Here is a 16721-nt window from a genome sequence, read left to right on the forward strand (position 1 = left end):
AAGGTCTAGCGTGAGCCCATGACCGGCGCGCCCGTGCGGGTGTTCCTCGTCGACGACCACGAGGTGGTGCGCCGTGGTGTCGCCGACCTGCTCGGCATGGAGGACGACCTCGAGGTCGTCGGCACGGCGGGGACCGCCGCGGAGGCGCTCGCGCGGGTCCCGGTGGTGCGTCCGGACGTCGTCGTCCTCGACGTGCGGCTGCCCGACGGCGACGGCGTCACGGTCTGCCGGGAGCTGCGCTCGCGCACGGACTCGGCCGTCCTCATGCTCACGTCGTTCGACGACGATCAGTCGCTGTTCGACGCCATCCTCGCCGGTGCGTCCGGCTACGTCCTCAAGCAGGTGCGCGGCACCGACCTGGTCGCGGGCATCCGGACGGTGGCGGCGGGCGGCTCCCTGCTGGACCCGCGGGCCACGGGGCGGGTGATGGCGCGGCTGCGCGGGCAGGCGGAGGTCGACGACCCGCTCGCCGACCTCACCCCGCAGGAGCGCCGCATCCTCGCCCTCATCGGCGAGGGCATGACGAACCGGCAGATCGGCGCCGAGCTGTTCGTCGCCGAGAAGACCGTGAAGAACTACGTGTCGAGCCTCCTGGCGAAGCTCGGCCTCGAGCGCCGGGTGCAGGCGGCCGTCCTCGCGGCCCGGCTCGATCAGCTCGGTCCGGCGGGCGGCCCCGAGAGGCCCGCCGCGTCCTGAGCCGCCGGGCCGGCCGGACGCCCCGCGAGAGGCACCCGCCACCGCAGCGCGGTGCCGCCCGCCCGCCCCGGCCGGACCTCGAACGACCCGCCCAGCTCGCCCGCCCGGCGGGCGAGGTTGGCGAGGCCGCTGCGCGGCGCGTCCAGGGGGGTGCCCACGCCGTCGTCGGAGACGGTGAGCACGACGTCGTCACCGGCGCGCAGCGCGACCCGCACCCGGGTGGCGCGCGCGTGCCGTGCCGCGTTCGACAGGCTCTCGCGCAGCACGGCCACGAGGTGCGCCACGACCGTGGGCGGCACCACGGCGTCGATCGGGCCCTCGAACCGGACGGTGGGGGCGAAGCCCAGGGCGTGGGTGGCGGCGTCGGCCTCCGCGAGCAGCAGCGAACGGGTGCCCACCCGGCGCGGCAGGTCGCCGCCCGGGTCGCGCAGCCCGCGGATCGTGGTGCGGATCAGGTCGATCGTCTCGTCGATCTGGTCGATGGCCTCCCCGACCCGCCCCGCGACCTCGCGCGTCCCGCCGGGCCCCAGCGGGCGCGCGTCCGCGAGGCGCCGGTCGACGGTCTGCAGCGACAGTCCGGTGGCATAGAGGCGCTGCACGGCCAGGTCGTGCAGGTCGCGCGCGATCCGGTCGCGGTCGCGGACCACGGCGAGCCGGGCCGCGTCCGCGCGGCGCTCGGCCAGCTCGAGCGCGACGGCGGCCTGGTTGGCGAACGCCCCCAGCGCCTCGACCACGACGGTGGGGAACGGGTCGGAGCCCTGCACGCGCCCGACGACGAGGACGCCGCGCGCCCGTCGCCCGCGACCCACGAGCGGGAAGGCGGCGACGGGGCCGAGGGTGCCGTCCGGGTGCAGGGCGACGTCGGCGCGCTCGTCGGTCGTGGCGTCGGCGGTGACCACGGGGCGCCCCTCCATGAACGCCATCGCGCTGAACGACCGCGGCGGTCGCATCACCCGCCCGCGCAGGCTCTCCGCCCGGATGCCGACCGCCGAGCGGACCACGAGCGCGGGGACCTCGTCGGCCTGGTCGCGGTCCACCGGCATGGCGATCCCGGCCGTGTCCGCCGCCGCGACGCTGAGCGCCTCCGCCGCGACGAGGTCCAGCACGGTGTCCGGGTCCTCACCGGACAGCAGGCGGCGCGCGATCTCGTCGTCGGCGCGCAGCCATCTCTCGCGCAGCCGGGTCTCCTCGTACAGGCGGGCGTTCTCGACGGCGAAGCTCGCTGCAGACGCGAACCCCGCCAGGAGCCGCTGGTCGTCGGCCGTGAACTCCCCGCCGCCCCGCTTCTCCGTGAGGTAGAGGTTGCCGAACGGCTCCCCGTGCACCTGCAGCGGCATCCCCAGGAAGCTGCGCATGGGCGGGTGGTGCGGCGGGAAGCCGACGGAGCGCGGGTCCGCGGCGATGTCCGGGAGCCGCAGCGGCACCGGGTGGCGGATGAGCTCGCCGAGGATCCCGTGCCCCGTCGGGTACGGCCCGACGGCGTGGATCTCGTCGTCGGACATGCCCACCGTGAGGAAGCGCGTGATGCTCCGGTCCTCGCCGAGCACGCCCAGGGCGGCGTAGCGGGCGTCGACCATCATGGCGGCGGCGCTCACCACGCGGTGCAGCGTCGTCTCGAGCTCGAGACCCCGGCCCACGGAGACGACGGCGTCCAGCAGGACGTCCATGTTCCGTTCCCGGTCCCGGCGACCCTGCCGTGGGCTCACGGTCACACGGTAGAAGCACCCGCGTGTCCCCGCGCGTCGTCCCGGTCGTCCCCGTCGTCCCCGTCGTCCGTGTCGTCGTGGTCGTCGTGGTCGTCCCGGTCGGGACCTTCGGCCCGGCCGCCGGGGCGTTCGGCACTGCCGGGTGCCGCCCTCGGCGTGGCCCACTGGTGCGGTCGGAGGGAGCGCCATGGACACCAGCGGCGTGGAAGAGCCGGTCCGGGACGTCGTCGTCGGCGTCGACGGCTCGGAGGGCGGCTATCACGCGATGGCGTGGGCGGCGGGGGAGGCCGCGCGGCTGAGCGCGCGGCTCGTCGTCGTGCACGCCTACGCCCGACCGGTCGGCGTGGGGTCGGTGACGGCGGAGCCCGGCGGGCCGGACCGGCGGGCCGAGGCCGAGGCGCTGCTCGAGCGGTCCAGGTCGAGGTTCGAGCGCGCCGCGCGGGCGCGGACGCTCGCCGGGGTGCCGCACGCGGTCGAGTTCACGGCCGTGCGCGGCGACGCGTGCGCCGTCCTGGTGCACCACGCCCGCCGTGGCGCCGTCGTCGTGGTGGGGCGCCGCGGCGTCGGCACGTTCGACCGCGTCGCGATGGGGTCCATCTCGTCGACGGTGGCCGCCCTGGCCCCTGGGACGGTGGTCGTCGTGCCGCGCGCCGCCCGCGCGCTGGAGCCGCGCCGCGTCGTCGTCGCGGTCGACCCTCGGGACGCGTCCGACCGGGTGCTCGAGGCCGGCTTCGACGAGGCGGACCGCGCCGGCGTCCCGCTGACGGCGGCGCACTCCGCCGAGGACGGCCTGTTCGCCGGCGCGACCGACGGAGACCTGGCCTGGCTCGAACGGCTGCGCGCCGAGGCGCGGGCCGACCTCGAGGCGCGGGTGGCGCGCTGGGGCGAGAAGTACCCGGCCGTCGGGTGGACGGTCGCGACGTGCGGCTCCGCGGCGCGGGGTGCGCTGCTGTCCGCGCTGCGGTCGGACGACCTGGTGGTGACGGGCGGCAGCGAGGCGTCGCTGCAGGTCGGCCGCGTGCGTGGCGGCGCCGACCGGATCGTGCGGCACGCGCCGTGCGCCGTCTCGGTGGTGCACGAGTAGAGCGTGCTGCCGCGCGCCCGCCGAGGTGTCAGGCGCTGAGGCTGCGCTGGGACCAGCTGGTGCCGAGGGCGCGCAGGACGTCGTGGGGGTCGCGGCGCGTCGCGTCGGTGTACGCGCGCAGGGACATCACCGACGCCGTGAGCATCGTGGTGATGACCTCGCGGGCCAGGCGGGCGTCGACGCTCGCCTCGTCGAGCAGCTCCTGCACGATGCGGGAGCGGATGCCGAGGTCGGGCTCCGAGCACGCCGTCAGCAGCGCGATGGTCAGCGAGCCGGCGTCCGTGCCGACGGTGCCGTCGTCTGCGTTCCTGTCAGTACCCATGGCGTCCCCCTCCGCGGCCCGACGGGTTCCGGTCTACCGCACGGGGCGACGTCGCGCACCCGGACGGCGCTTGCGGCGCGGGACCGCCGCACGCAAGGATTCGCGCGATGATCCCCTCGCCCGCGCCCCGCCGACGTGCCGCGCCGCACCTGCTGCCCACCCTGACCGGCGTGGTCCTGGTTGGCGCCCTGCTGCTGGCCGGCCCCGCCGCGGTCGCCGACGAGGGGCTCACGGAGGAGTCGCACAGCCGGTACGTGCTGCACGCGAAGGACTCCGAGGTGCGGGCGACGACGACCACCACCATCGGCAACGTGACTCCTGACCGCGGGCTGACGTACTACTACTTCACGTCGTACGCGATCGCCGTGCCGGCGGGGGCGGAGGACGTCCGCGCGACGACCGGCGGGGCCGCCCTGCCGGTGCGGATCGAGGACACCGAGGACCCGAGCACCCGGTACGCCGTGGCGACGTTCGCGCCGTTGCGGTACGGGCAGACGCGCACCATCGAGTGGAGCTTCGTCGTGCCGGGCGAGCCGGTCCGCTCGAAGGACTACACGCGGGTGGGCGACGGGTTCGCGACGTTCGCGGCGTCGGGCGTGGGGGACGCCGGCCGCACGACCGTCGAGGTCGTGCTCCCGGCGTCGATGACGTTCGACGCGACGTCGGACGTGTTCACCAAGGAGCGGTCCGGGAAGACCGTCACGTACACGGCCACCGAGAACACGGACAAGGACGGCATCTGGGCGGTCGTCTCGGCGCGCGACCCGAAGAAGGCGGACGAGAAGGTCGTCGAGGTGGGCGGGACGAGCCTCACGCTGCAGAGCTTCCCGGGCGACGAGAAGTGGACGGGGTTCGTCGCGAAGCGGCTGCAGAAGGGGCTGCCCGTGCTGGAGGACCTCGTCGGGCAGCCGTGGCCCGGCGGGCTCGACACGATCCGGGAGGACGTGTCGCCCAAGGTGCTCGGGTACGCGTGGTTCGACGCGGACAACGACGAGATCGTCATCCCCGAGGACCTGGACACCGCCACGCTGTACCACGAGCTCGGGCACGCCTGGCTGAACCCGGACCGGCTCACCGGGCGGTGGCTGTCCGAGGGGATGACGGAGGTGGTGGCGCAGCGCGCCGTGGACCGCACCGGGGCGCAGAGCGACCCGTGGTCGGCCCCGGACCGCCACGCCGACGTCGCCGTGCCCCTGACGGCGTGGGACGCGCACCCCGGCGAGCTCGACGAGGACGCCGAGCAGTACGGGTACGCGGCGTCGTACACCGTGGTGCAGAAGCTGTTGGGCGGGCTCGACGACGACGCGTTCACCGCGGTGGTGTCGGCCGCGCAGTCGGGGGAGAGCGCGTACGAGCGCCCGGGGGAGCGGGAGGAAAACTGGGGCCGCACGGACTGGCGGCGCTTCCTCGACCTCGTGGAGGAGCGCGGCGACGTCACGGGCGCCCCGAAGGTGCTGCGCACCTGGGTGCTCGACGCCGAGCAGAAGGCCGCGCTGAAGCCCCGGGCCGCCGCGCGCGACGCCTACGCGGACCTCGACGGCGCGGACGGCGCCTGGTCGCCGCCGCTCGGGCTGCGCACGGCCATGACCGACTGGGAGTTCGGCGAGGCGAAGGACGTGCGGGCCGCGCTCGACGGCGCCGCGCAGGCCGCCGGCGCGGTGCAGGCCGCGGCGGACTCCGCCGGGGTGCCCGTGCCCGACCCGGTGCGCGCGGCGTACGAGGGGGCGGCCGACGACGACTCGTACGCGGAGCTGGCCACCCTGCTGCCGCGGGCCGCCGACGTCACGACGCGCGTGGGGGCGGCGGCCCGGGCGGCCGCGGGCGACCGCGACCCGGTGTCGCGGCTCGGGGCGACCGTCCTCGGCGTCGACCGGGCGGCCGAGGGCGCACGGACGGACCTCGCCGCCGGCCGTCTCGACGACGCGGACGCACGGGCCGGCGCCGCCCTCGGTCGGGCCGACGCCGCACCGTGGGCGGGAGCCGGGGTGATCGTGCTGGTGCTCGGGACGGCCGGCGCAGTGGTCGCGCTGGTCGTGCGGCGCCGGCGCCGGGTCGCGGCGGCGAGCGCCGCCGGCGTCGACCCTGCCCCGGGGTCAGTCGTCGTGGAGGATGCGCTGGAAGAGCGCGTGGTCCTGCCAGCGGCCGGCGATCCGGAGGTAGGCGGGCGCGGTCCCGATGCGGTCGAACCCGGTGCGCGCGAGCACCTTCTGTGACGCCGCGTTGTGCAGCAGCGTCGCGGCCTGGACGCGGTGCAGCCCCAGGTCGTCGCGGGCGTGCGCGCACGCGGCCTCGACGGCGGCGGTCATGACGCCGCGCCCGGCGAGCCGGGCGTCGATCCAGTAGCCCAGGTGGGCGTTGCGGAAGGCGCCCAGCACGATGTCGCTGAGGTTCACGCGCCCGACGATCTCCCCGTCGAGGTCGAGCACGAGCGGCACCGCCCGCCCTGACCCGTGGCCCAGCAGCTCCACGGGGATGCGCTGCGCGTGGTAGGCGGGCTCGTAGAACTCCGCGGGCCGGGCCGGCTCCCACGGCTCGAGGTGCTCCCGGTTGCGGGAGTAGGCGGCCGCGAGGGCCGGCCCGTCGTCACGGTGCAGCAGGCGCAGCGACACGCCGTCGCGCAGGTCCGCGGCGAACGGTGCGGCGGGCGTTCCGGTCTCGGGCACGACGGCGAGCCTAGCGCCGCACGGTCAGCCCGGGCGGTCCTCGTCGGCCAGCCGCGGCTCGGTGCGCAGCTCGGGGCGCAGGCCCGACTTGTCCGCGTAGAAGGCGCGGACGTCGTCCATGTCGGCGCGCACGTCGCCGGTGAGCCGGAGGGTCGGGCCGAGGCCGGTCGTCATGGTGGTGCGGTCCACGTACCCGAGCGTCACGGGCAGGTCCGCGGCCCGGGCGATGCGGTAGAAGCCCGACTTCCACCCGTCGCCGGAGCGGGTGCCCTCGGGCGTCACGACCAGGTGGAACACCTCGCCGGCGCGGACGCGGGCCAGCACGTCGTCGACGACGCTGCTGGGGTCGCGACGGTCCACCGGGATGCCGCCGAGCGCGCGCATCAGCGGGCCCCGCCAGCCGGCGAACAGCGTGTGCTTGCCCAGCCAGCGCACGTCGAGACCCAGCCGCCACGCGCTGGCGAGCATGAGCACGAAGTCCCAGTTGGACGTGTGCGGCGCACCCACGAGCACGCCGGCGCGCGCCGGTGCCGGCTCGCTGCGCAGGGTCCAGCGGCTGAGGCGCCAGTAGGTGCCGGCGAGCGCGCGGCGCAGGGTTCGGAGCATCGGGTGACTCTACCGTTCGGCGCTCGGGACCAGCGTGTCGGAGGGGCGCGTCATGCTGCCGGGATGAGCGAGCACGCGCACGGCGTCCACCACACCATCGACTACCTCGAGCTGCCGGTGACCGACCTCGCGGCGGCCCAGGAGTTCTATGCCGCGGCCTTCGGCTGGGAGTTCGTCTCCTACGGTCCGGGCTACGCGGGCATCCGCACGTCCGCGGAGCAGGCGCCCGCCGAGGCGGGCGGGCTGCGCCTCGCCGAGGCCGCCGACGTCTCCCGGGGCGGGCCGTTCGTCCTGCTGTACTCCGACGACCTCGACGCGACGCTGGCCGGCGTGACGGCCGCGGGCGGTCGGGTGGTCGACGGGCCGTACGAGTTCCCCGGCGGCCGCCGCTTCCACTTCCTCGACCCCAGCGGTAACGAGCTCGGGGTGTGGGCGACGGCCTGACCGTCTCTGGCAGGCTCGTGACGTGACCGCCGCCGCGAGCCCTCTCGTCCCCCTCCGTGCCGTCCTCCTCGGGTCGGGCGCGGGGAGCACCGCCGACCACGTCCTGGGTTCGGGCGCCGCCGACGTACGGCTCGTGCTCGGGAACAACAGCCGGTCGGGGATCTTCGACGTCGCCCGGCGGCACGGCGTCCCGACCGCCCACCTCAGCGGCGTCACGCACCCGGACCCGGACGAGCTCGACGCCGCCGTCCTGGCCGCGCTCGACGGCGCCGAGGCCGACGTGGTCGTGCTCGCCGGGTACATGAAGAAGCTCGGGCCGCGGGTCCTCGCCCGCTACGCGGGGCGGATCCTCAACACCCACCCCGCGCTGCTGCCGGAGTTCGGCGGCGCCGGCATGTTCGGCGACCACGTGCACGAGGCCGTCCTGGCCTCCGGTCGCACGGTCTCCGGCGCGACCGTCCACGTGGTGACGGCGGACTACGACGAGGGACCCGTCGTCGCGCAGACCGAGGTGCCGGTCGTCCCCGGCGACGACGTGCCCGCCCTGCGCGCCCGGGTGCAGGCTGCGGAGAAGTCGCTCCTCGTCGAGGTGCTGCGGTCCTGGCGCCCCTGAGCCGGCGGGCGCGCCGGCATGTCGTTCCCCGGGCGAGCTCTCGGGGACGACGGACGCGATCCCGTCAGCCCACCGCAGCCAGCGCGAGCACGCCCGCCGCGACGGCGAGCGGCGCCACCACGGCGCCCTGGACGACGACGCGCCGCAGCAGCCCCGCAGGCGCGGAGAACGTGTGGCGTCGGTACTGCTGCAGCCACAGCAGGGTGGCGAGCGACGCCCAGGGCGTGACGAGCGGCCCGGCGTTGACGCCCACGAGCAGCGCGGCCAGCCGCGCGTCGTCGCCCGTGACGGTGGGGGCGAGGGCCAGGTAGGCGGGCAGGTTGTTCACCGCGTTCGCCGACGCCGCGCCGACCGCCGCGACCTGGGCGAGGCTCCCGGCGTCGTCCCCGTGGCCCACGAGCGGGGCGAGCAGGTCGGTGAGCCCGTGCGCGTGCCAGGTGCCGACGACGGCGAACAGGCCGGCGGTGACCACGACCGTGCGCCACGGCACCAGCTCGCGCACCGGCACGGGCAGCGGGACCCTGCGCCACACCGTCGCCGCCCCGAGCGCGACGACGGCGCCGAGCGCGACGGGAAGCACGGGCAGCCCGGACGCGAAGCCCGCCCCCATGAGGGCGACGACGGCGCCCGCCACCCCCAGGAGCACCGGGTCGGCGGCCTGCCGCCGTTCCGGCACGGCGTACGTGCCCCGCAGCGCGGGCGCGTGCAGCACGGCGAGCACCGCGAGCACCACGACGAGCACCGCCGCGGCCGGCGCGGCCATGACCCCCAGGTACCCGGCGTCGAACGACGGCGCGGCCATGAGGTTGGTGAGGTTCGAGACGGGCAGCAGGAGCGACGCCGTGTTCGCGAGCGCGAGCACGGTGAGCGCGAGGGGGAGCGGGTCGCGGCCGGCGCGGCGCGCCACGGCGACGACGGCAGGGGTCAGCAGGACGGCGGTGGTGTCGAGCGACAGGACGACGGTGCAGGCGGTCGCGACGGCGGCCACGAGGAGCCAGAGCACCACGGCGCGCCCGCGCGCGAGCCGGGCGGCGCCGTCCGCGACGGCGTCGAACAGCCCGGCCCCCGCGCAGAGCTCGGCGACGACCGTGAGCAGCACGACGAAGCCGAGCACGGGCCCGGTGAGGGCGGCGAGCGAGCGGGCGTCGTCGGCGGGCAGCGCCCCCGACAGGGGCAGGGCGACGACGAGCACCAGGGCGGGGACCCACAGGGGCGGCAGGAGCCTTCTCGTCGGGCGGCCGGGGCCGGTCACCGCCGGCTCGCGGGGGGCGTCACGGGGTGAGCGTAGACGTCCGTCGAAACTCCGGGGTAGCGATCGGGCCGGTGCCGGCAACTCAGAGGTATGAGCACTCGACGGCGACGCCCCGGGGACGCGTCCGCGCCCCTGATCTTCGCGCTCGTGGCGCTCGGTTGTGCCACCGTCTGGGTCGTGTGGCTGGGCGTGCTGATGCTCACCGACGTCTCCGGGCCGCAGCCGGCCGGCTGGGCGCTGACCGCCGCCGGTGTCACCGTGCTGCTGGCCGTCGCCCTGCTGGTGGCGTCGCTGCTGCGGGGGCCGACGCGCATCGTCGCGCACGACCCGTCCGGCACGCGCTGGTCGCTGCGCGCTGCCCCCGTCCCGCTGCGGCTCGCGAGCTCCGCGGCGCTCGCCCCCGGCTCGCGGGGCGAGGCCCTCGCCGCCCAGGTGGTGCGCGCCGCCACCCGGCCCGGCACCGCGGACCGGGTCGACCGCGCGAGAGCCGTCCTGGTGCTGCGGCAGATCCTCGAGGCCGCGCAGAGCCCGGGCGGACCCGGGGGGCCCGGCGACGACGCCGAGTGGGCGCGGGTGCGCGCCGCCGTCGTGGACCTGACGCTGCGGGCGTCCGACCACCCGCCGCACCCGGTCACCCTGCTGCCGTGGGAGGAGCGCCTCGCCGCCCCGCGATGAGCTGCCGGCGGCGCTCGTCCGGCCTGATCAGGGGCACGCCGGGCGGGCGCCGTCGGCGTCGCCGAGCACCTGGGCGACCTGGCGGTGACCCTCCGCCTCGAACGCCTCGTCGCCGACCTGGTGGGCCCAGCAGGCGGTGCCGATCGCCTCGCGCACCTGCGACCGGAACCACGCGTCCGGCTCGCGCGGGTCGTGCCCGTACCCGGAGAGGAACGCCTCCTCCGCGCCGGAGAACCGGCGGAACTCACGGGTGGCCAGGCGCCCGAGGTCGCTCGCCGCGGGGCGCAGGTCGGCGCGGCCGAGGTCGATGACACGCACGACGCCGTCGTCCACGAGCCAGTTCCGTCCCTGCCAGTCGCCGTGCGTCGGGACGAGGACGGCGGGGGACGTGGGCCACGAGCGGATCAGGGCGCGCAGGCGTGCGACGTCGGCCGCGGCGATCCGGTGCGGGCCGGCCAACCACTCCTCGGACCGGTGGTTCGCCCGCGCCTCGTAGCCGGCGTCCTCGACGGAGAGCTGGCCGTGGAAGGCCGCCAGCAGCCGTCCGGCCTGCTCGTACGTCCCGGGATCGGCCGCGGCGCCCGGGTCGTCCTGCACCAGCCGCCCCGGCTGGAACGTCGTGACCAGCAGCTTCGCGTCGACGTCCGCGTGCACCAGGCGCCCGATGCGGTCGTCGTCCGGCGACGCACCGCGACAGCCCGCGAGCCACGGCCCCGTCCACTCCCGGTGCGCCCGCACCTCCCGCGCGATGTGGTGGTCCCGCTCGCCGCCGGCCTTCACGACGAGCGTCCGCCCGTCCGCTGCCACGCGCAGCACCGTCGTGGCCACCAGGCCCCAGCTCATGTCCGCCTCGACCTCCAGGTCCGGCAGCCACGTGCCCAGCAGCCCGCGCTGGCGGTCGGAGAGGGCGCCCAGCTCGATGCAGTCCGGGATCACTGGAAGGGTTCGCTCTCGTGGCGTGAGCCGTCCTCCAGGTACCAGACCAGCAGCGCCTCGTCCCAGGCCTCTTCGATCACGTCCGTGCTCCACGCCACCCAGTACCCGTCGGACAGCTCCGCCTGGACAGTGCCGTCCTCGGTCTTCAGCTCGACGCTCACCACGTCTTCGCCCGCGGAGCCCATCATCATCAACCGCGCGCCGTCCCCGCCGCCGATCTCCGCGGTCGCCCCGTCATGTGCGGGGGCGGCCTCGGAGGCCGGGCCGGACAGTGTGGTCAGGGCGTCGTAGGGCGCGTCCGCCTCCTGCACGCACGCGACCAGGTGTCTCCGGTCGTTCATCAGCGCGGTGAGGCCGACGTCGCCGTGCCGCTGCTCGACCACCGGATGCATGCCCGAGACGTCCGGACCGGCGGCGCAGGCACGGCGGCGCTGCTCGGTGAGCGACGTGGCGGGCTCCCCCTTCGCCGGCCAGCCGGAGTCCAACGGGAGCGACCGCTCGACGCCGTACTCCTGCCACAGGAGCGAGACGCGGGCGTCCGGCGGCACATCGTCGTCTGGCAGGACGACCGACCAGCCGGCGCCGTCGAGCACCATGTCGACCACACGGCCTGAGGTGCCTGAGCCGTCCTCGTCCGGCCATTCCGCGAACAGTCTGAGCGCCCGGGCTCCCGAGCCCACCGACCCCCAAGCGACGTACCACTCGTCGTGCGACACCCCACCGACGGCGACCTCGCCGTCCGCGGCCTCCGGCGGGGGTGTCGTCCACAGGGTGCTGGTCGACGTCGAGCCGCCCTCGGAGCAGAACCCCGTCATGTCGGTCGTGGGCGACCGCAGCAGCGTGAGGTCGGTGCCATCGACCTGAGCCTGGGCGAGGAGGGTCCAGGCAGGATCGAGGTCGGCCCCCTCCGGCACCGCTGACGCCGTGAGGTTCGCGGCGCACGAGTCCACCGGTGCGGCGGGACCCGGCGTCGGGCGCGGCACCAGCACCAACCCGACGGCGACGATTCCGACGACGCCGGCGGCGGCTGCTCCGAGCCGCACTCTCCGCTGGCGGCGCTCGCGAGCGGTGCGTCCGCGGCCGATCGGCACGACGCGGTCGTCGTCGACCCGGGAGAGACGAGCGTCGTCGAGGTCGTCGTGCTCACCGGGGTCGGGGTCGAGGTCGAGCACGTGCGCGTCGCCGACGCGCCGGCTGCGGGAGGGCCCGGTCCCGGCCGTCGTCCCGCCGCCCGTCCCGCTCGTGGCGCGGTCAGCCACGCCGTCGAGTGCGGCGTCAAGGCCGGCACGGGCGGCGGCCAGCCGCGCGGGATCGGGAGAGACGGTGGGGGCGAGGCGCGCGAGCCGCGCGTCGACGCCCGCGGTGCCGTGCCCGGTGCGGTCGGTGGGGCTCATGCGGACCTCCTCGAGGACGCGGGGGAGCGGGTGGGGTCGGCTGGGCGCGGCGAGGGGCGTCCGTCGGTGCTGTCGGCGTAGGCGGCCAGGCGCCGTCGGGCGCGGTGCAGGCGCACGTGGAACGTGGCGGCCGAGCAGCCCGCGACGTCGGCGGCGTCGGCCGGGGCGAGGCCGTCCCACGCGACGAGGAGGATGGCCTCCCGCTCGCGCTCGCCGAGGCGCGCGAGGCCGCGCAGCAGCGCGTCGCGCTCGACGGCGAGGGCCTCGGGGGCGGCCTCCGGCAGGGGCGCGGAGGCCGCGAGGGCGGCAAGCTCGTCGTCGAGCGTGCGCCGACGCCGGGCGGCCCGGTGCGCGTTCCGCAGGAGGTTGCGGGCCACGACCAGCAGCCACGGCAGCGACGGGTCGGGGACGTCGTCGAGGCGCCGCCACGCGACGAGGAACGTCTCGGAGAGCACGTCCTGCGCGGTGTCCGGGTCGGTGTGCCGCCACAGGTACGCCTGGACGCGGACGGCGTGCGCGCTCCACAGCGCGGACAGTCGTTCGCGCCGCTCGGCCGCGTCGTCGGGGGTGCTCACACGACGTAGTGTCCCGGGCGGCCGCGGATTTACCCGCGAGATCGGTCATGCGGTGCGAGATCGGTCCGGATGTGGACCGACCTCGTACCGGATGACCGAACTCACGGGATCAGGCGGGGCGTTCCCTTGGTTTGACGGCGAGCACGGGGCACTCGGCGGTGAGCAGGATCCGCTGCGCGACGGAGCCCATGAGCAGCTTGCCCACCGGGCTGCGGTGCCGCAGCCCCACGACGACGAGCCGCGCGGACAGCTCCGCGGCGACGTCGAGCACCTGCTCCGCGACGTCGCGGCCCATCTCCTGCCGCACGACGTGCGGCAGCCCGGTGCCCCGCAGCCGCTCGGCGAGGTCGGCGAGCCCGGCGGGGGCGGCGAACCGCTCGTCCACGAGGGCGTCGCCGCGCGTGCCGTTCACGACGGCGACGCCACGCCCGCCCTCGCGGGCCCAGGCGATCGCGTGCTCCAGCGCGGCGTCGCCGAACTCGTCGGGCGTCCACGCCACCACCACCCAGCCGTCGGCCGGTGGCGGGGTCTGCTCCTGCTCGCTCATCGCGTGCTCCCTTCCAGCTCGGTCTCGGACTCGGCCTCCGCGACGATCCGCGACTCGGTCCTGTTCCGCCACCGCGACAGCAGCGGCCGGGTCAGCAGCACCAGCGCCAGGACGGCGTAGATGGCGATGGCCAGGGGCTCGCTCCAGAGGATGGCGGGGTCGCCGCCGGAGATGGTGAGCGCCTCACGGAGCTTGGTCTCCATGAGTGGACCGAGGATGACGCCGAGGATGAGGGGCAGCACCGGGAGGCCGAACCGTCGCATCGCCATCCCGAGCAGGCCGAAGACGAGCAGCAGCCCGATGTCGAACGGGTCGAGGTTGGTGGCATAGGCGCCCAGGCAGGCGAAGAACAGGATGCCCGCGTACAGCTGGGGGCGCGGGATGCGCAGCAGCTTCGCCCACAGGGGCGCCAGCGGCAGGTTGAGCACCAGCAGCAGGAGGTTGCCGACCAGCAGGCTCGCGAGCAGGGTCCACACCATGTCCGCGTGCTCGGTCATGAGCTGCGGGCCGGGCTGGATGCCGTAGCCCTGCAGCGCGGACAGCATGACCGACGCCGTCGCCGTCACGGGCAGGCCGAGCGCGAGCATCGGCACGAGCATGCCCGCGGCCGACGCGTTGTTCGCGGCCTCCGGCCCGGCGACGCCCTCGATCGCGCCGCGGCCGAACTCGTCCTTCGCGTCCGCCCGACGGCGGGCGACGCCGCGCTTCGCGAGGCTGCGCTCGGTGACATACGACAGGAAGGTGGGCAGCTCTGCGCCACCGGCGGGCAGCGCGCCGAAGGGGAACCCGTACGCGGTGCCGCGCAGCCACGGCTTCCACGACCGGCGCAGGTCCTCGCGGCCCAGCCACGGCTGCCCCACCGGCACGACGCGCGCGGGCTTGCGGCGCAGGTGCGCGGCCACCCACAGGGCCTCGCCGAGGGCGAAGATGCCGACGGCTACGACGACGATGTCGAGCCGGTCCACGAGTTGCGAGACGCCGAACGTCAGGCGGGGCTGCCCGGTGTTGAGGTCCAGTCCCACGAGGCCGATCGTCAGGCCCACGAACAGGGAGAGCAGGCCGCGCAGCGGGCTCGCGCCGAGCACGGTGGCCGTCATCACCAGCGCCAGCACCATGAGGGCGAAGTACGACGGCGCGCCGATCTCGACGGCGACGTCGGCCAGCGCGGGGGCGAACATCGCGACGAGCAGCGTGCCGATCGTGCCGGCTACGAACGACCCGACGGCGGCGGTCGCCAACGCCTGCGCGCCCCGCCCGACGCGCGCCATGAGGTTGCCCTCGAGCGCCGTCATCACGGAGGCGGACTCGCCGGGCGTGTTGAGCAGGATCGACGTCGTCGACCCGCCGTACATGCCGCCGTAGTACAGCCCGGCGAACATGATGAACGCCTGCGTGGGCTCCAGACCGAACGTCACGGGCAGCAGCAGCGCGATCGCCATCGCCGGCCCGATGCCGGGCAGCACGCCGACGAACGTGCCGAGCAGCACGCCCACTGCGGCGTACAGGAGGTTCATGGGGGTGAGGGCGGCGCCGAGGCCGTCCCAGAGCAGTCCGAGGTTGTCCATCAGAGCCTCACAGGATCCCGTCGAGGACGCCGGGGGCGAGCGGGATGCCCAGCCCGACGACGAAGCCGTACCAGCTGCCGACGGCGAGCACGAGACCCACCAGCACGTCGCGGATCACGGTGCGGCTGCCGAGCGCCCACGCCGACCCGGCGAACAGGATGGCGCCCGCGAGCGCCCACCCGAGCCAGCTCACGGTGGCGATGGTCAGTAGGATGACGCCGACCAGCTTCAGCACGGTGGGCCAGTCGGCGGGTGTCGTGACGTCGACGTCCTCGCCCGCCTCGGGTGCGGGACGCGATCCGCGCGCCGTCGCGATCGCCAGCAGCACGCTCGTCACGACGAGGCCGTCGCCGATGACGAACGGGAAGATGCGCGGGCCCACCGGGTCGGCGAAACCGACCTCCAGGGTCGCGGCGTCGTAGACCGTGTACGCGCCGACGGCGAGCAGCACGGCCGCCAGCCCGTACTGGGCCGCGTCGACGCGGGGCGTCGTCGCGGGCGTCGTCGGCGTCTCCTCCTGGGTGCTCACAGCAGGTTCAGCTCCTTCAGGGTGGTCGACACCCGCTCGTCCTGCTCGCGCAGGAACCGCTCGAAGTCGTCGCCGGTGGTGAAGGCGTCGGTCCAGCCGTTGTCGGCGAGGGCCTGCTCCCACTCGGGCGAGTCGTGCATGCGGGTGAGGTAGTCGATGAGCCGGTCGCGCGCCTCGTCGCTGATCCCGGGCGGGGCGACGACGCCGCGCCAGTTGGTGAAGACCAGGTCGATGCCGGACTCGGTGAGGGTCGGGACGTCGGCGAGCACGTCGCCGGCCACGCGCTCCTCGCCGGAGACGGCGAGCACGCGCAGCTCGCCCGCCTCGATCTGCCCCTCGAACTCGGCGAGACCGGAGAACCCGACCTGGATCTTGTTGCCGAGCAGGGCGCTGGTGAGCGGGCCGCCGCCGTCGTAGGACACGTACCGCAGGTCCTTCGGGTCGACGCCGGTCGCCTTGGCGAGCTGCATCGGGAACAGGTGGTCGGGGCCGCCGGGCGACGACCCGCCGCCCACGACGACCGAGCCCGGGTCCTTCTCCCACGCGGCGACCAGGTCGTCGATCGTCTCGAACGGCGAGTCCGCGGGGACCAGCACGCCCTCCTGCTCCTCGATGAGCTGGGCGATCGGCGTCGCATCGTGCGGACGGGCGTCCACGCCGAACGAGTAGGTGGACCCGACCACGCCGAGCCCCAGCGTCATGAGCAGGCGCTCGTTGCCTTCCTCGCCCATGAGCCGCGACATGGCGACCGAGCCGCCCGCGCCGAGGATGTTGGTGACCTGGATGTCGCCGCCGGTGATGTCGCCGCGGTCCAGGACACCGACGGCGGCACGGCCGGTCTGGTCGTAGCCGCCGCCGGGGCTGTTGGGGATCCACATGTCGAGGTCGGTCGAGTCGTCGCCGCGGGTGACGCCGCAGGCGGCGGAGACCGCCACGAGCGTCGCGGCGAGGGCGGCCGCGACGGCGGTGCGCACGCCGCGTCGTCGGCGGGATGTCGTCGTCGACACCGGGTACTCCAGACTGTCGGTGCTGCGGGGCGGCTGTGCCCCGGGTGAGATCGTCACAGGTGACCGCCGGGCGCGTCATCATTGGGCAACCAAAGGAGGTTGTGGAA

18 protein-coding genes are annotated in these 16721 nt (G+C 75.5%); 6 read left to right on the forward strand and 12 right to left on the reverse strand.

Features of this window, described 5'->3' with window-relative positions:
* Positions 1-18: 18 nt before the first annotated feature.
* Positions 19-696, forward strand: a complete 678-nt coding sequence (locus ACH436_RS05575; RefSeq protein WP_430559201.1) for a response regulator — start codon at positions 19-21, stop codon at positions 694-696.
* On the opposite strand, the gene ACH436_RS05580 is transcribed toward ACH436_RS05575, so the two are convergent.
* Positions 651-2402 (reverse strand): GAF domain-containing protein, encoded by a 1752-nt coding sequence (locus ACH436_RS05580; RefSeq protein ID WP_430559202.1) that lies wholly within the window; start codon positions 2400-2402, stop codon positions 651-653. The two genes, ACH436_RS05575 and ACH436_RS05580, sit on opposite strands and share 46 nt — an antisense overlap.
* Before the next feature lie 187 nt (positions 2403-2589).
* On the opposite strand from ACH436_RS05580, the gene ACH436_RS05585 reads away from it, so the two are divergent.
* Positions 2590-3486 (forward strand): universal stress protein, encoded by an 897-nt coding sequence (locus tag ACH436_RS05585; protein ID WP_430559203.1) that lies wholly within the window; start codon positions 2590-2592, stop codon positions 3484-3486.
* Between the two features lie 28 nt (positions 3487-3514).
* Here ACH436_RS05585 and ACH436_RS05590 read toward each other — a convergent pair whose 3' ends face one another.
* Positions 3515-3808 carry a hypothetical protein gene (locus tag ACH436_RS05590; protein WP_430559204.1) on the reverse strand — a complete coding sequence of 98 codons (294 nt, stop codon included), beginning with the start codon at positions 3806-3808 and terminating at the stop codon, positions 3515-3517.
* 107 nt (positions 3809-3915) lie between these two features.
* Here ACH436_RS05590 and ACH436_RS05595 point away from each other — a divergent pair, with 107 nt between their 5' ends.
* Entirely contained in the window at positions 3916-6021 is a 2106-nt protein-coding gene (locus tag ACH436_RS05595) for a hypothetical protein (protein ID WP_430559205.1), read from the forward strand.
* On the opposite strand, the gene ACH436_RS05600 is transcribed toward ACH436_RS05595, so the two are convergent.
* Positions 5902-6471 carry a GNAT family N-acetyltransferase gene (locus ACH436_RS05600; protein WP_430559206.1) on the reverse strand — a complete coding sequence of 190 codons (570 nt, stop codon included), beginning with the start codon at positions 6469-6471 and terminating at the stop codon, positions 5902-5904. The genes ACH436_RS05595 and ACH436_RS05600 overlap by 120 nt on opposite strands.
* Positions 6472-6495: 24 nt before the next feature.
* Entirely contained in the window at positions 6496-7077 is a 582-nt protein-coding gene (locus ACH436_RS05605; protein WP_430559207.1) for a 1-acyl-sn-glycerol-3-phosphate acyltransferase, read from the reverse strand.
* A 63-nt stretch (positions 7078-7140) separates the two neighbouring features.
* On the opposite strand from ACH436_RS05605, the gene ACH436_RS05610 reads away from it, so the two are divergent.
* Both ACH436_RS05610 and ACH436_RS05615 read left to right on the forward strand, forming a co-directional pair.
* Entirely contained in the window at positions 7141-7521 is a 381-nt protein-coding gene (locus ACH436_RS05610; RefSeq protein ID WP_430559208.1) for a VOC family protein, read from the forward strand.
* 22 nt (positions 7522-7543) lie between these two features.
* A complete protein-coding gene (locus tag ACH436_RS05615; RefSeq protein WP_430559209.1) occupies positions 7544-8134 on the forward strand; it encodes a phosphoribosylglycinamide formyltransferase in 591 nt (196 codons plus the stop codon).
* Positions 8135-8198: 64 nt separating this feature from the next.
* Here ACH436_RS05615 and ACH436_RS05620 read toward each other — a convergent pair whose 3' ends face one another.
* Entirely contained in the window at positions 8199-9386 is a 1188-nt protein-coding gene (locus ACH436_RS05620) for an SLC13 family permease (RefSeq protein WP_430559210.1), read from the reverse strand.
* 90 nt (positions 9387-9476) lie between these two features.
* On the opposite strand from ACH436_RS05620, the gene ACH436_RS05625 reads away from it, so the two are divergent.
* Positions 9477-10061: a hypothetical protein gene (locus ACH436_RS05625; protein ID WP_430559211.1), complete on the forward strand. Its 585-nt coding sequence runs from the start codon at positions 9477-9479 to the stop codon at positions 10059-10061.
* Positions 10062-10088: 27 nt separating this feature from the next.
* Here ACH436_RS05625 and ACH436_RS05630 read toward each other — a convergent pair whose 3' ends face one another.
* From ACH436_RS05630 to ACH436_RS05660, 7 genes are all read right to left on the reverse strand, one after another.
* The gene (locus ACH436_RS05630) at positions 10089-10997 is read right to left on the reverse strand and encodes a phosphotransferase family protein (protein ID WP_430559212.1); all 909 of its coding nucleotides are present in this window, start codon (positions 10995-10997) and stop codon (positions 10089-10091) included.
* Positions 10994-12391 carry a hypothetical protein gene (locus ACH436_RS05635; protein WP_430559213.1) on the reverse strand — a complete coding sequence of 466 codons (1398 nt, stop codon included), beginning with the start codon at positions 12389-12391 and terminating at the stop codon, positions 10994-10996. The genes ACH436_RS05630 and ACH436_RS05635 overlap by 4 nt, the downstream gene beginning before the upstream one ends.
* Positions 12388-12966: an RNA polymerase sigma factor gene (locus ACH436_RS05640; RefSeq protein WP_430559214.1), complete on the reverse strand. Its 579-nt coding sequence runs from the start codon at positions 12964-12966 to the stop codon at positions 12388-12390. Before ACH436_RS05640 ends, ACH436_RS05635 begins: the two co-directional genes overlap by 4 nt.
* 109 nt (positions 12967-13075) lie before the next feature.
* Positions 13076-13513: a universal stress protein gene (locus ACH436_RS05645; protein ID WP_430559215.1), complete on the reverse strand. Its 438-nt coding sequence runs from the start codon at positions 13511-13513 to the stop codon at positions 13076-13078.
* Positions 13510-15078, reverse strand: a complete 1569-nt coding sequence (locus ACH436_RS05650) for a tripartite tricarboxylate transporter permease (protein WP_430559216.1) — start codon at positions 15076-15078, stop codon at positions 13510-13512. Before ACH436_RS05650 ends, ACH436_RS05645 begins: the two co-directional genes overlap by 4 nt.
* A 7-nt stretch (positions 15079-15085) precedes the next feature.
* Positions 15086-15607 (reverse strand): tripartite tricarboxylate transporter TctB family protein, encoded by a 522-nt coding sequence (locus ACH436_RS05655; protein WP_430559217.1) that lies wholly within the window; start codon positions 15605-15607, stop codon positions 15086-15088.
* The gene (locus tag ACH436_RS05660) at positions 15604-16614 is read right to left on the reverse strand and encodes a Bug family tripartite tricarboxylate transporter substrate binding protein (RefSeq protein ID WP_430559218.1); all 1011 of its coding nucleotides are present in this window, start codon (positions 16612-16614) and stop codon (positions 15604-15606) included. Before ACH436_RS05660 ends, ACH436_RS05655 begins: the two co-directional genes overlap by 4 nt.
* Positions 16615-16721: the final 107 nt, after the last annotated feature.

Source organism: Isoptericola sp. NPDC019693, from assembly GCF_044389085.1.
In the GTDB taxonomy this organism is placed as follows: domain Bacteria; phylum Actinomycetota; class Actinomycetes; order Actinomycetales; family Cellulomonadaceae; genus Isoptericola.

Coding starts and splice junctions, on each gene's coding strand:
- ACH436_RS05610 (WP_430559208.1), top strand. CDS start 7,141: ATGAGCGAGCACGCGCACGGCGTCCACCACACCATCGACTACCTCGAG.
- ACH436_RS05645 (WP_430559215.1), bottom strand. CDS start 13,513: ATGAGCGAGCAGGAGCAGACCCCGCCACCGGCCGACGGCTGGGTGGTG.
- ACH436_RS05585 (WP_430559203.1), top strand. CDS start 2,590: ATGGACACCAGCGGCGTGGAAGAGCCGGTCCGGGACGTCGTCGTCGGC.
- ACH436_RS05590 (WP_430559204.1), bottom strand. CDS start 3,808: ATGGGTACTGACAGGAACGCAGACGACGGCACCGTCGGCACGGACGCC.
- ACH436_RS05605 (WP_430559207.1), bottom strand. CDS start 7,077: ATGCTCCGAACCCTGCGCCGCGCGCTCGCCGGCACCTACTGGCGCCTC.
- ACH436_RS05635 (WP_430559213.1), bottom strand. CDS start 12,391: ATGAGCCCCACCGACCGCACCGGGCACGGCACCGCGGGCGTCGACGCG.
- ACH436_RS05595 (WP_430559205.1), top strand. CDS start 3,916: ATGATCCCCTCGCCCGCGCCCCGCCGACGTGCCGCGCCGCACCTGCTG.
- ACH436_RS05650 (WP_430559216.1), bottom strand. CDS start 15,078: ATGGACAACCTCGGACTGCTCTGGGACGGCCTCGGCGCCGCCCTCACC.
- ACH436_RS05575 (WP_430559201.1), top strand. CDS start 19: ATGACCGGCGCGCCCGTGCGGGTGTTCCTCGTCGACGACCACGAGGTG.
- ACH436_RS05625 (WP_430559211.1), top strand. CDS start 9,477: ATGAGCACTCGACGGCGACGCCCCGGGGACGCGTCCGCGCCCCTGATC.